Source organism: Rossellomorea sp. ABR4_004 (assembly GCF_056159585.1).
Genome location: NZ_JBSWVM010000001.1, coordinates 1,350,382 through 1,363,929 on the forward strand (window position 1 = coordinate 1,350,382; position 13,548 = coordinate 1,363,929).

11 protein-coding genes and 1 other annotated feature are annotated in these 13,548 nt (G+C 43.8%); of the genes, 3 read left to right on the forward strand and 8 right to left on the reverse strand.

Annotated elements, in window-relative coordinates; all coding sequences use genetic code 11:
• Positions 1-20 precede the first annotated feature (20 nt).
• Positions 21-1,427: a dipeptidase PepV gene (gene pepV / locus ACXAF2_RS07120; RefSeq protein ID WP_475137971.1), complete on the reverse strand. Its 1,407-nt coding sequence runs from the start codon at positions 1,425-1,427 to the stop codon at positions 21-23.
• 1,133 nt (positions 1,428-2,560) lie between these two features.
• On the opposite strand from pepV, the gene ACXAF2_RS07125 reads away from it, so the two are divergent.
• Complete coding sequence (locus tag ACXAF2_RS07125; protein ID WP_206851743.1) at positions 2,561-2,782, forward strand: DeoR family transcriptional regulator; 222 nt, start codon at positions 2,561-2,563, stop codon at positions 2,780-2,782.
• A 112-nt stretch (positions 2,783-2,894) separates the two neighbouring features.
• Here ACXAF2_RS07125 and ACXAF2_RS07130 read toward each other — a convergent pair whose 3' ends face one another.
• Positions 2,895-3,620 (reverse strand): pseudouridine synthase, encoded by a 726-nt coding sequence (locus ACXAF2_RS07130; protein WP_475137972.1) that lies wholly within the window; start codon positions 3,618-3,620, stop codon positions 2,895-2,897.
• A 150-nt stretch (positions 3,621-3,770) separates the two neighbouring features.
• Here ACXAF2_RS07130 and ACXAF2_RS07135 point away from each other — a divergent pair, with 150 nt between their 5' ends.
• Positions 3,771-3,995 (forward strand): hypothetical protein, encoded by a 225-nt coding sequence (locus ACXAF2_RS07135; RefSeq protein ID WP_475137973.1) that lies wholly within the window; start codon positions 3,771-3,773, stop codon positions 3,993-3,995.
• A 114-nt stretch (positions 3,996-4,109) separates the two neighbouring features.
• On the opposite strand, the gene ACXAF2_RS07140 is transcribed toward ACXAF2_RS07135, so the two are convergent.
• Positions 4,110-5,729 carry a putative polysaccharide biosynthesis protein gene (locus ACXAF2_RS07140; protein ID WP_475137974.1) on the reverse strand — a complete coding sequence of 540 codons (1,620 nt, stop codon included), beginning with the start codon at positions 5,727-5,729 and terminating at the stop codon, positions 4,110-4,112.
• Positions 5,730-5,932: 203 nt separating this feature from the next.
• Between ACXAF2_RS07140 and ACXAF2_RS07145 the strand changes: the two genes are divergently transcribed.
• Positions 5,933-7,195 carry a BaiN/RdsA family NAD(P)/FAD-dependent oxidoreductase gene (locus ACXAF2_RS07145; RefSeq protein ID WP_475139134.1) on the forward strand — a complete coding sequence of 421 codons (1,263 nt, stop codon included), beginning with the start codon at positions 5,933-5,935 and terminating at the stop codon, positions 7,193-7,195.
• Positions 7,196-7,245: 50 nt separating this feature from the next.
• Here the strand turns inward: ACXAF2_RS07145 and ACXAF2_RS07150 are convergent, their stop codons facing one another.
• From ACXAF2_RS07150 to ACXAF2_RS07170, 5 genes are all read right to left on the reverse strand, one after another.
• Positions 7,246-7,428, reverse strand: a complete 183-nt coding sequence (locus ACXAF2_RS07150; protein ID WP_113969818.1) for a sporulation protein Cse60 — start codon at positions 7,426-7,428, stop codon at positions 7,246-7,248.
• Between the two features lie 271 nt (positions 7,429-7,699).
• Complete coding sequence (locus ACXAF2_RS07155; protein WP_113969819.1) at positions 7,700-8,014, reverse strand: rhodanese-like domain-containing protein; 315 nt, start codon at positions 8,012-8,014, stop codon at positions 7,700-7,702.
• Between the two features lie 290 nt (positions 8,015-8,304).
• Entirely contained in the window at positions 8,305-10,719 is a 2,415-nt protein-coding gene (leuS, locus tag ACXAF2_RS07160; RefSeq protein ID WP_475137975.1) for a leucine--tRNA ligase, read from the reverse strand.
• 83 nt (positions 10,720-10,802) lie between these two features.
• Positions 10,803-11,025 (reverse strand) — a binding site (T-box leader).
• Between the two features lie 298 nt (positions 11,026-11,323).
• A complete protein-coding gene (locus tag ACXAF2_RS07165) occupies positions 11,324-12,100 on the reverse strand; it encodes a 3-hydroxybutyrate dehydrogenase (protein ID WP_475137976.1) in 777 nt (258 codons plus the stop codon).
• A gap of 15 nt (positions 12,101-12,115) precedes the next feature.
• The gene (locus tag ACXAF2_RS07170; protein WP_113969822.1) at positions 12,116-13,438 is read right to left on the reverse strand and encodes a GntP family permease; all 1,323 of its coding nucleotides are present in this window, start codon (positions 13,436-13,438) and stop codon (positions 12,116-12,118) included.
• Positions 13,439-13,548: the final 110 nt, after the last annotated feature.

Sequence of the window (13,548 nt, forward strand, 5' to 3'; positions counted from 1 at the left end):
CTGCTCTCCCCTTGTCTCTCTTAAGATTCACATGCTAATTCATAGATAGCCTGTGCGTAAATAGCCGTTGCTTTCAGGAGATCCTCTATATACATATATTCATCCTTCTGATGAGCAATATCTTCACGGCCTGGGAATAATGCCCCAAAGGCTACGCCTGCCTCTAAGCTTCTGGCATAAGTCCCTCCACCGATGCTTAATAACTCGCCTCTCTCACCGGTTTGATCCTCATATACTTTTTTCAGCGTTTGAACGAGTTCATCGTCTTTAGACACATGATGAGGTTTACTATCTGAGAAGTTTTCAATCGAATAGCCTTCTACGTTCTCAATGATTGCCTTTCCTTTTTCCATCTCAAACGTAACCGGATAACGCATATTTAAGCCTAATCGTCCGCCTTCAGTATCTGAATAGCGAAGCTTCCCTACGTTGATAGTTAAGTCCCCTGTAATATCGTCACGGTAACTTACACCGAGTTGAATCCCTCTTGAATCTTTAAAAAAATGCTTGGTCGTGAACTCAAAGAATTCTTTTCCTTGAGAAGATAGCGGCAGCTGTGATAAAAATGCGGCTAAGTAGAGACCCGCATTCTTCCCGTTGTCAGGCTCCATTCCATGTGAAGAAACACCTTCGACTTCAAAAACAAGCTCGCCGTTTTCGATATAATAGTTGCCTTTGATGTTTTCTTCCTTTGTGAAAATTTCAAAGTTTTGAACCCATTTTGTGTGATCCTCTTCGACCAATAGTACCGCTTTGGCATAGTCAGGAACCATGTTGTAGCGTCGTCCGGACTCAAAAGACAGGACCTTGATGGCCGATTGAGACACATCTGCCGGTTTTATCTGGACTAAATCATAGTCGGCAATCCCTTTTTCTGCATGGATGATCGGGAAGTCGGCATCAGGGGCAAACCCCATTGTAGGCATTTCTTCTTTTTTGAAATAATGCTCTACACATCTCCAGTCACTTTCTTCATCTGTTCCAATGATCATCCGGACCCGCTTATTGAAGGTGGGGTCAAGATCCTTCACGATTTTCATGGCATAATAGGCAGCCATTGTAGGACCCTTGTCATCGATCGCTCCGCGGGCGAAAATCTTACCGTCTTTTATCTCGCCGCCATAAGGATCGACACTCCAACCATCCCCTGCCGGCACAACATCCACATGACATAGGATACCGAGAAGATCACTTCCATTCCCAAACTCTAAATGTCCGGCAAGATGGTCCACATTCTTAGGGATGAAACCGTCTTTCTCACCAAGGGTTAATAAATAGTCCAGCGCTTCTTTCACACCTTTCCCCAGTGGTGCATCCTCTGTCGCATTCTCTTCATCCAGCACACTTTTAATCTGCAGGAATTGCTGCAGATCCTTAAGCAAATCGTCTTTCCGCTTCTCCACTTCATTCGTCCAATTAATACTCATTCGTATCCACCTGCTCTATATGTATTTACTTCTCCTATCATTTTATACTGTTTCATGGGGAAATCCAAACAGAGAGAATCCTAAGTGCTTAGCTCTATTCAATGAACATATTGCTTGATTCGATGGGGATTCACTTTAACTCGACTACTCTCTCATTCTTAACAACAATATTTATAAAAGGCTTTTTTCGTAAATGTTATTTTTTTACATATAGCCTCCATGGGCTCTGTCAATCAAGTGTGTACTGGATGGTGAGGGGAACTGCTCCGCTTTCCGCGGACGTGCGGCCGAGCCTCCTCAGCTTCGCTTCCGGGGTCTCGGCACGCCCGTACTTCCGCAGGAGTCTGCGCAGTTCCCCTCACCATCTTTAATAGATTTTTAGTGACAGAGCAAAAAGGCTGAATCAAAACAGATCTTTATCATAAACAAGCTGAGATCGTATAACTTTTAATAGTTAATAAAATTAAAAGAGGCAATCTAAATCCTCCATGGGTAATATTAACTTATTATTAAGCTATCATAATGAGGTCCATTTGGTATCCCTCTGTATATAATCTGTTTGGAACATACGCTCAACATATCTCCAATAGGATCTTTATTGTTTTTGTCTCTCCGTCACTAGGCGGTCAGAATATAGAAGCACAGAGTGGATTGTAGCGGAAGGCACTTGACTCCTGCGGGAAATAGAGGAAAGGTCGAGACCCCACAGGGCAAAGCCCGAGGAGGCTCGACTTCCTCCCCGGGGAATCTTGTGCCTGGAGCGAAAAGGAACGGTCCACGTTTTGTTCCTACACTCATTCTCTAGCGGAAATTAACCACTTTCCTACTTCTGTGAAATAGCAACAATCTTTACCAAAAGAGCTTTATAAGATAAAAAATACATATATTTAGCATTTTCTTCATATTCTAGGAATACAACCATCAAGTTACTACGTAAATTGTTTGTAAATTTGGACAATACTTTTGAAATTTTGTCGGATTAGGAGTACAATGTAATTGTCTGACATCTTATGAGTAAACTTTATATGTAGAAAAGGGGTTGTCTAAAGCGCATAGTACATATGGTAGCACGTGAGGTGCACAAACGACGCATGTAGTCTTTGCCTTTGGAAAAATGATGAGGGAGTGGTTCTTTGAAACCTTCAACCAATCGTATGCTCACTAGAATCAAAGCTGTGTACATGTACATTAAACAGAAAGGTACTGTAACAACTCAAGATCTTGTAGACGAATTTGGCATTACTCCTCGCACCATACAAAGAGATCTCAACGTGTTAGCTTACAATGACTTGGTGCAAAGCCCGAGTCGGGGTCAATGGACAACTACGCAGAAGAAAGTGAAGATGACTTCTTAATCAGATTTCGACGGTTTAGCTGCCGGATCTGATCACAGAATAGCGGACTAATATGACTTATCAAACAAAGAAACGGGGCAGCACCTTTATCGAAGGGTGCTGCCCCGTTTTTTTATTCAGGCTTGTACTCTTTTAGTAGAATTACTTCCTCGTCGGTCAGCTCACGGTACTCACCAAGCTCCAGATCTTTATCAAGCTCAAGCGGTCCCATCGTTAAACGCTTCAGATACATAACGCGCTTCCCTACGCTTTCGAACATTCTTTTCACCTGATGAAATTTCCCTTCAGTGATCGTCAATTCAATATCAGAAGTCAGGCCTGATTTTAGAATCGTCAATTCCCCCGGCTTAGTTTCATAGCCATCATCCAACGTGACTCCACTTTTAAAGGCTTCCACGTCCTTCTCTGTCACTTCCCCGTCAATCACGGCAAAATACGTTTTCGGAACGTGGCGCTTCGGAGAGAGGAGCTGGTGGGATAATTGACCGTCACTTGTTATGAGAAGGAATCCTTCTGTATCCTTATCCAGCCTTCCAACGGGAAATGGATTGAATATTTGATCTTCCAGCTGAAGTAAATCAATGACGGTTTCATCCTGTCCATCTTCAGTTGCTGAGATGACTCCAGGCGGTTTATTCATGAGAAGGTAGATGAATTCACGATACTCAACCTGTTCTCCGTACAGCATCACTGTATCCTTTTCCGTGTTGATATGCACTTTACCATCCTTAATGACCTCTCCATTGACTTGAAGACCGCCATCCTTTAATAATTTCTTTACTTCTTTCCGGCTGCCGTAACCCATATTGGCAAGCATTTTATCTATTCTCACATTCATCACGCTCCGTTTATGTTGAGTTCTTATTCTTTCATGTTGGTTTTATTAGTGATTTGACCAGTCCATGGGCACTTACCCATTCATGTTTCTATTTTTAACATAGGCTACTAAAGGTAAGCAACTATGATAAAAATAAATGAGGTGAAGCGTATGTATCCATATCGACAACAAGGATCAGGTGGATTATTGATCCCTATTCCACTTCCTGGAGGCGGCGGACAGGGATATCCAGGTTTTCCTGGTCAAGGATATGGCGGCGTCAACGACCGGTTAGATCGGCTTGAGAGACAATATGAGCGTCTGGACCGCAAAGTCGACCGCTTGGAACGAAAAGTAGAGCGACTTGAAAGACAGCTTGGGTATTATAATAATTAGCCCTCTCCTATTACAATGATTGATGAAAAGTGCATGACGGCTTAGATAGAAGCAGGGCTCACTGTCCATTCAATAAAAAAAGGGATGATCGGCATGTATCATCCCTTTTACCTTTTACCCTATGCGAAGTTTACTGCGAATCCTCGTGATTTTATCCCCGAATAAACGATCTGCCAATTTACTTCTTAAGCTTAAGTAGAAGTAAACGAGCGCTCCCACCCCGCCACAGATCGCAACGAGAAGAATCGATTGGAACCCGGACTCGGGATTGAGGAATTGAACCAGTATACCATATAACACTATTACCACTACTGCCATGACGGCATTCAGTGCTCCAATGAACATGGTTCTCCTCATAATCAGTCTGAATTGATATCTCGCGTATTTCTTGATGACATATAAATTAATTAGAATCGCTACTGCATACCCAATCACAGTGGCGATGACTGCACCTTGAGTTTCAAACAAGCGAATCAACGGTATGTTCAGGACAAGCTTGAGAAGCAGACCGACAAGCAAGCTGAAGATTGTAAATTTCTGTTCGTCAATTCCTTGAAGAATCGCTGCCGTAACAGCAAATAAAGCAAAGAGAATCGCAACAGGTGCATATGATCTTAAGATAGAAGTTCCTAATTCATCACTGTGATAGAACATTGTATACGTCGGCTCAGCTAATAGCGCAATTCCTAAAGCTGCCGGTACAGTTAAAAACAATAGAATTTGAAACGTTTGGTCGATGTTTCTACGCATCGTCTTCCGGTCGCCGCTTGTATAAGACGTCGTAATCAACGGAATCAGCGTCATAGAAAAGGCGGTTGCCAATGACACTGGAATAATCACAAGCTTATGAGTATAGAAGTTCAATACGGCAAAGGCATGATCGGAAACTTTTGCATTACCAATCGCAGACATCGCAGTATTAAAGGTAATCTGATCAACCAGTTGAAATAACGGGTTGGCAAGTCCTACAAAAATAAACGGAATCGAATAGGCGATGATCTCTTTATACATCGATCGTAATGAAACCTCTTCCTGACCGCGATCTTCCTCTAAGAGCTCATCTAAATGAGGCTTTCGTTTAAACCAATACCAAATCAATGCCCCGAGACTCGCCAGCCCCCCGACAAATGCAGCAAATGTCGCTACAGCAATGGCGGTTGTCACAGACCCATCTAAAATGTTTAATACTACATAAATCCCGCCCAGTAAGAAAACAATCCGGACAATTTGTTCGATCACCTGGGAAACCGCTGTCGGCCCCATGGATTGATGTCCCTGGAAAAAGCCCCTGATCAAGCTCATAAACGGAATGATGATCAGAGCAAAACTCACTGCTCGAATGACGGTCGTCACCTGTGCAACCGAAATCACCTGTTCATCACTTTTGATTGTCATTTCTGCGAATATAGGAGCAAATGCATACATAATGAGGAACGAAACAATCCCCGTCAGCGTCATCAGCACCAAACCTGACTTAAACAGCCTTCGTCCTACGGCATATTCACCTATGGCATTATATTTTGAAACGAATTTTGAAACGGCCAGGGGCACACCTGCAGTCGCTACAGTCAGGAAGATTGTATACGGTACATAACCATATTGATAAAGGGAAGCCCCCTCTTCATGACCTTTTAACAAATCATCAAACGGTATAACATAAAAAAGACCCAGAAACTTCGAAATAAAGGTCCCTAACGTTAATATAAACGTCCCTCTTATTAATTTAGATGACATAGTATCCCTCTCTATATATCTTGTTGCTCATTAAACAAACAAAATAAAATCCAACTTGAAAATTTACACACTATCAGTAGTTTACTACTGTACGAATCGAATGACAATTTTTTTCGAATGTTGTATTTAAAACCCATCCCATTTAAAATAAGGAGAAACTTCTTTTGAGAAACGAAAGAGCAAAACTAAAAGTTGGTGGAAAAATGGTAAAGACATACGATGTGATTGTCATAGGTGGAGGACCGTCCGGATTGATGGCCAGTATCGCAGCTGGGGAAAACGGAGCGAACGTCCTTCTTGTAGATAAAGGAACGAAACTTGGAAGAAAGCTCGCGATTTCCGGAGGCGGCCGCTGCAACGTGACCAATCGACTTCCGATAGAAGAAATCATTAAGCATATTCCAGGAAATGGACGCTTTTTATATAGTGCCTTTTCCGAATTCAATAATGAAGATATCATCGCTTTCTTTGAGAAGCTGGGAATACAATTAAAAGAGGAAGATCACGGAAGGATGTTCCCTGTCTCGAACCGGGCCATGGATGTTGTGGAAGCCTTGTTGAAACGCATGAAGGAGTTAAAGGTGGACACCCGGACGAGCACAAGTGTGGATGAAGTTCTGTACGAAAACGGCGAGACGGTCGGGATCCTCTTGAAAGACGGAGAAACGATTGCAGCAAAGGCTGTCGTCATCGCGGTTGGAGGCAAGTCCGTCCCTCACACCGGATCGACTGGCGATGGGTATCCTTGGGCAACGAAAGCCGGGCATACGATTACCGACTTGTTCCCGACCGAGGTTCCCCTTACGTCGGACGAGCCTTTTGTTAAAAAGAAAGAACTCCAAGGACTTTCATTGCGCAGCGTTGACCTGAGCGTATTGAATCCTAAGGGAAAGAAAATCATTACGCATAAAATGGATATGATTTTTACTCATCTAGGAATTTCCGGACCGGCTGTTCTCCGTTGCAGTCAATATGTGGTAAAGGCCATGAAGAAATGGAACCTGACCCATGTTGCCATGCAGATCGATTCCATGCCTGATCAAAATGAAGAGCAGCTATTCCAGTCTATCCATAAACAGGTGAAAGAAGACGGAAAGAAAGCCGCGAAGAATATATTCAAAGGATTGGTTCCTGAGAGATACCTGTTGTTCTTACTGGACCGCGCGGAAATCGATCACGATGAAAAAGGAGATCATATCTCCTCAGAAAAAATCCGACAGTTTGCCAAGTTGTTAAAACAATTCACCTTCAATGTGAACGGAACATTGTCCATTGATAAGGCGTTTGTTACGGGCGGCGGTGTGTCCATTAAAGAAATCGAACCGAAAACGATGGCTTCGAAAAAGATGAACGGACTCTTCTTCTGTGGAGAAGTGCTTGATATCCACGGATATACCGGCGGCTATAATATTACTTCTGCCCTTGTTACAGGAAGACTTGCAGGCTTTAATGCGGCAAAAGTATAATTCAAAAAGAAAGGTTGATCCCATCTGCATCTGCAGTACGATCAACCTTTTTATTTTCTGTAAACAACCATGGCCGAGAAACAATAAATCTGATCTTCTACTTCCTCCGACAATGCTGCTACATGATATTTGATATCCACGATTTTTTTATCTTCCAGTTTACTGAGAAAATGATTCATATCTTTCTCTAAATCTTTCTCATGCTCATAATCGAAGACTTTCACTTGAATCATAGAGCTCCCTCCCCATTTTTGATTGGTATTAGTATCGTCAGAATATTTAATTTTCAAACAATTGATGGGGGATTTTTATTGAGGATTGAATGTTTCGTTGAGTTTAGTATTTTTTTGATTTCGCTGATATATTGTCGATTTCGCTGATAAACCGCCTTACATTCCACATAGAACTCTGTAGTGAAGCCGTTTTTCATCCATTTTCCACTAAATACATAAAAAAAGCACACCCTTTTCAAAAAAAGGATGTGCTTCTTCCCTGAAAAACATATTATTTCTTCTCAGCTGTCTCCCCAGCCCAGTTCATCATGCCGCCTTCCATGTTCACCACTTTGTATCCTTGTTCCTGCATGTAGTGTGCGACATTTCCGCTGCGGTTTCCTGAACGACAGATAAAGATGTACTCTTTGTCTTTATCAAATTGATCCAGTGACTCAGGAATCTCACCCATTTTGATATGCTTTGCTCCAGGAATCACTCCTTCTGCCACTTCTTCATCTTCACGAACATCCACTAAAAGCAGATCTTCACCATTTTTCAACTTTTGCTCCAATTCATCAGTCGTAATCGTTTTAATTGTATCCATTCTTCTCAACTTCCTTTCATCATTCATTCATTATTCATCATTCATTCATCACAATTATACCAAAGCCCGTCTCCCAAACAAAAAAATCAGATTGAAAGAGGGACGGACCTCAATGGAATGCTGATTTAATGCGGCTCCCGATTAAAATCCGGCCCATATAGAGGTCCGTCCCCCCTAAACAGAAAAGAGGGACGGACCTTGGTGAAATACAGAATCCCCGATTGATAGCATTTCCTACCAATCAGATGCATTTCAAGGTCCGTCCCTCAACTCACACTCAACTCACAATATTAGTTGGCTACGATGTTCACTAGTTTGCCAGGTACGGCAATGACTTTGCGGATGGTTTTGCCTTCGATTTGGCTTTTGATTTCATCGTTTTCCATGGCGGTTTTTTCTAGATCCTCTTTGTTCATATCTCGAGGGATCATGACTTTCGCCTTCACTTTACCGTTTACTTGAAGAACGATTTCGACTTCGTTGTCGATAAGCTTCGATTCATCGAATGTCGGCCATGCTTCGTAGGAAAGCGTTCCTTCGTGACCTAGCTTGCTCCAAAGCTCTTCTGTCATATGCGGTGCGATCGGTGCCAGCATCTTAATGAAACCTTCCACATAGTTCTTAGGAAGTGTTTCAGCTTTGTACGCATCATTGATGAATACCATCAGCTGGGAAATCCCTGTGTTGAAACGAAGCCCTTCGTAGTCTTCTGTCACTTTTTTCACAGTTTGATTATACGTTTTGTCCAGGTCACTGTTCGGTGCATCTGTCACCTTCGAGGACAGAGTACCATCCTCCTCGACAAGCAGGCGCCATACACGGTCAAGGAAGCGACGGGCTCCGTCCAGTCCGTTTGTGCTCCAGGCGATGGAAGCTTCAAGTGGACCCATGAACATTTCATAAAGACGTAGGGTATCTGCACCGTGAGATTCTACCACCTCATCCGGATTCACAACATTCCCTTTTGATTTACTCATTTTTTCATTGTTTTCACCCAGGATCATTCCTTGGTTGAATAGCTTTTGGAACGGCTCTTTCGTTGGCACTACGCCGATATCATAAAGGAACTTGTGCCAGAAACGGGCATAAAGCAAGTGAAGCACCGCATGCTCGGCTCCTCCGATATACGTATCGACCGGCAGCCAATTTTCCATTTTCTTCGCATCTGCCAGGGCTTCTTCGTTATGTGGATCGATATAACGAATGTAGTACCAGCAGCTTCCTGCCCACTGAGGCATTGTGTTTGTTTCACGGCGGCCTTTTTTACCTGTTTCAGGGTCTTCCACATTCACCCATTCACTGATGTTCGCAAGTGGAGATTCACCTGTACCGGACGGCTTGATTTCAGTCGTCTTTGGAAGGACAAGTGGAAGCTCACTTTCTGGAACGGTTGTCGTTGTGCCATCTTCCCAGTGGATGACTGGAATCGGCTCACCCCAATATCGCTGACGGCTGAATAGCCAGTCACGAAGGCGATATGTCACTTTCTTCGTTCCGATGTTTTTATCTTCCAACCATGAAATGGCTTTTGCAATCGCTTCTTCCTTCCCAAGTCCATCAAGGAAACCGGAATTCACATGATCTCCGTCACCTGTATAAGCTTCTTTCTCAACGTTGCCTCCAGCGACAACTTCCACGATTGGAAGGTCGAATTCTTTGGCAAACTCATAATCTCTCTCGTCATGAGCAGGAACGGCCATGATTGCACCAGAACCGTAGCTCATTAGAACGTAATCGGCAATCCAGATCGGCATTTTGCTTCCGTTAGCCGGATTGATCGCATACGCGCCAGTGAATACACCCGTTTTTTCTTTCGCAAGATCTGTACGTTCAAGATCACTTTTCGACTTGATCTTGTCGATATACTCATTCACTTTCGAGCGTTGTTCGTCCGTTGTGATTTTCGCGACGAACGGATGCTCAGGAGCAAGAACCGCGTACGTTGCACCAAAGATCGTATCCGGACGTGTTGTGAAAACATCGAAAGATTCGTCATGACCATCAATCGTAAAATTGATTTCTGCACCTTCAGAGCGTCCGATCCAGTTGCGTTGCATATCTTTAATACTTTCAGGCCAATCTACATCTTCAAGGTCTTCCACAAGACGGTCGGCATAAGCGGTGATCTTCAGCATCCACTGCTTCATCGGACGACGCTCTACAGGATGCCCTCCACGTTCACTCTTCCCATCGATGACTTCTTCATTGGCAAGGACCGTCCCCAGTGCCGGACACCAATTCACGGCAACCTCATCCACATAAGCCAAGCCTTTTTCATAAAGTTTGGTGAAGATCCATTGTGTCCATTTGTAGTAGCCTGGATCTGTTGTATTGACTTCGCGGTCCCAATCATAAGAAAATCCTAGTGCTTTAATTTGACGGCGGAAGGTATCGATATTTTTTTGTGTGAATTCTGCCGGGTCATTCCCTGTATCAAGGGCATACTGCTCAGCCGGTAAACCGAATGCATCCCACCCCATCGGATGAAGGACATTGTACCCTTGCATACGCTTCATGCGTGAAAGGATGTCCGTTGCCGTAAACCCTTCCGGATGTCCTACGTGAAGGCCTGCGCCTGATGGATACGGGAACATATCCAGTGCGTAAAAATTGGATTTCCCCTCGTCTTCTGTCGTCTTGAACGTTTTGTTTTCTTCCCAATACTGCTGCCATTTTGTCTCAACACTTTTATGATCAAAACTCATATTGAGATCCTCCTTTAATTGTCATTTGAAAGGCAGGTGCCCCTCTTTTTTAAAAAATAAAAAAACTCTCATCCCAAATAAATATTTGGGACGAGAGTCTGTATGTACATTCTCCCGCGGTACCACCCACATTAGTGTACGCGCACTCAGCTTCATTCATCCTTAACGCGGAAAACGGCAAGTCTTACTGTTCGTTCACACTTGCAACTCAGCAGGCGAGTTCATGATGTTTCTGGTTGACTTTCACCACCCGTCAACTCTCTAAGTCAGAAATCCGTCATTACTACTCCTGATCAACGTTTCGATATAAGTAAACAATATATGTATTCACTATTTTAGTGAAAAATATACAGAAGCGCAAGCCTATTGTTGGTTAATGGATGAGATTATTGACTTTTTATTAAATTGTATGAGGTTCCAGGTGTCGCTCAAGGGTAAATTTTGTCCTCTTTGACGAAAAATCCAGCCAAAACCGAGGATAATCCGGCCGTTTTCATCAAAAATCCAGCCGATTGACGTTTTATCCAAATATACACACTTCACCTTTCCCTCCACTCCACATCAAAAAAACGACCTCCTAAAAGGTCGTTTTTCCTTCACCTACCTATTGAACCGTATACCCTCCATCCAATACAACTGCCTGCCCGGTGATTCCCTTCGCTGCATCACTGCACAGGAACATGGTATAGTCTGCAATTTCTTTTACATCCAGTAACCTTCGCTGCGGTACGAGAGGATAGATGACTTCTTCTATCACTCTTTCAAACGGTATATTGCGCGTTTTGGCAAGGTCCCCCAGCTGATTGCGAACCAGCGGAGTGTCAACGTACCCCGGACAAACCGCATTTACGGTAATTCCATGTTGTGCCGCTTCCAATGCAGCTACCTTCGTCAAGCCGATGACTCCGTGTTTGGCAGAATTATAGGCTGCTTTGCCGGAAAAACCGACTAATCCGTTAATGGACGCCATGTTGATGATCCGTCCAAATCCCTGCTCCTTCATGTGGGGAAGGACATGCTTGATCGCAACAAATGGAGCGGTCAGCATGACTTTTATGAGAAGTTCGAATTTCTCAGTCGGGAACTCTTCAATATGGGACACATGTTGAAGTCCTGCATTATTGATTAATACGTCCAGCTTCCCGTAGTGATCCACCGTTTTAGCGATTGCCTCTTTTAAATCGGATTCCGATGTCACGTCACAGCGCAATCCAAGAACTTCATATCCTTCTGCCTCAAGGGCATTAGAAGCTTTTTGAACGGCATCTTCCTGCAGATCCGTCAATACGACTTTGGCTCCATTTGCAGCGAATTCTTTTCCGATTTCGAAGCCGATCCCTTGTGCTGCCCCTGTTATGAATACAACTTTATTTTCAATCATGATGATACTCCTTTCTTAGATCCCTACGCCAAATGAGAATAAAAGAATCGCTAATGCTAAACCGATAAGTGGGACAATGACGGTTACTGCTCCTACTGCACCATACGCTTCTCCATGTGATTCATTACAGATCGAACGGATCGTCGTTACGACATATCCATTGTGCGGCAATGAATCCAGTGCTCCTGAAGATATCGCCACTACCCGGTGAAGGGCTTCAGGGTTCACCCCCATATCAACATAGTGAGGTGCGAGGATCGGCAATGCGATCGCTTGACCACCGGATGCTGAACCGGTCATCCCTGCTATCACACTGACCGCGATGGCCCCACCGATCAATGGGGATCCAGGAATATTCGTCATGACATCGACTGCTGTACTGAAGGCTGGAACGGCTTTGGCCACTCCTCCGAATCCAACGACGGCTGCTGTGTTACCGATGGCGATCAATGCTCCAACCGTGCCCTCGGAAACAGCACCCCAGAAGCCTTTGAAATATTTGCGGTTTAACACGTAAGCAGAAATCACACCACCTAACAAGGCAATGATAAGTGCTGATTGTTTTAAAGAATCGTGGAAAGTGAAAGCCAGAATAAGGACGACTAATAATGGAACCAACCCCATGAACGGGTTAGGCAGTGGTCTTCCTTCATCAATGACCGGATCTTCTTCACGTGAATGGAACTTCTCTCCTTTATTGACTGCTTTGGTGATCATACGCTTTAACCACCAGTAACCAAACACTGCCATAAACACGGCGACGATCAAGCTGACTTCCCAGCCTGCATAAGGTGTCGTACCCAGATATTCAATGGGAATCCAGTTTTGGATTTCCGGTGAACCTGCAGAAGTCATCGTGAACGTGACCGACCCGAATGCTAATGCGGCAGGAATGAAGCGACGCGGCAGATCCGCTTGTTTAAATAAACTAACGGCCATAGGATATACAGAGAACGCCACTACAAAGAGACTGACTCCCCCATATGTTAAAACCGCACAGGCAAGCACAATGGCAAACACAGCATACTTCATCCCCAGTTTTTCTACTACAAAGCGGGAGACACTATCCGCTGCCCCGCTGTCTTCCATTACTTTTCCGAACACGGCACCCAATAAGAACATCAGATACCAGGCAGCGACGAAGCTTGTAAAACCTGACATATAGTTTGAAACGAGGTTCGCTTCCCCTTCACCCGCTAACTGCGGAAAGAGCGGCATCCCACTCAGTACTGCTACGAATAAAGCCGATATGGGACCAACAATCAATATGTTCATGCCCCTCATCGTTAAAAAGATTAATAAAATGAGTCCTCCAATAAGACCGATCATGCTTAACATGATATTTCCCCCTTTGTTCTCTAAAGATGATTAAATGAAATCGTTTACATTTTTATCTACTCTTCTTCTCTCCTTTCCATAAAATACTTTCAAATAGAATACATGCAATA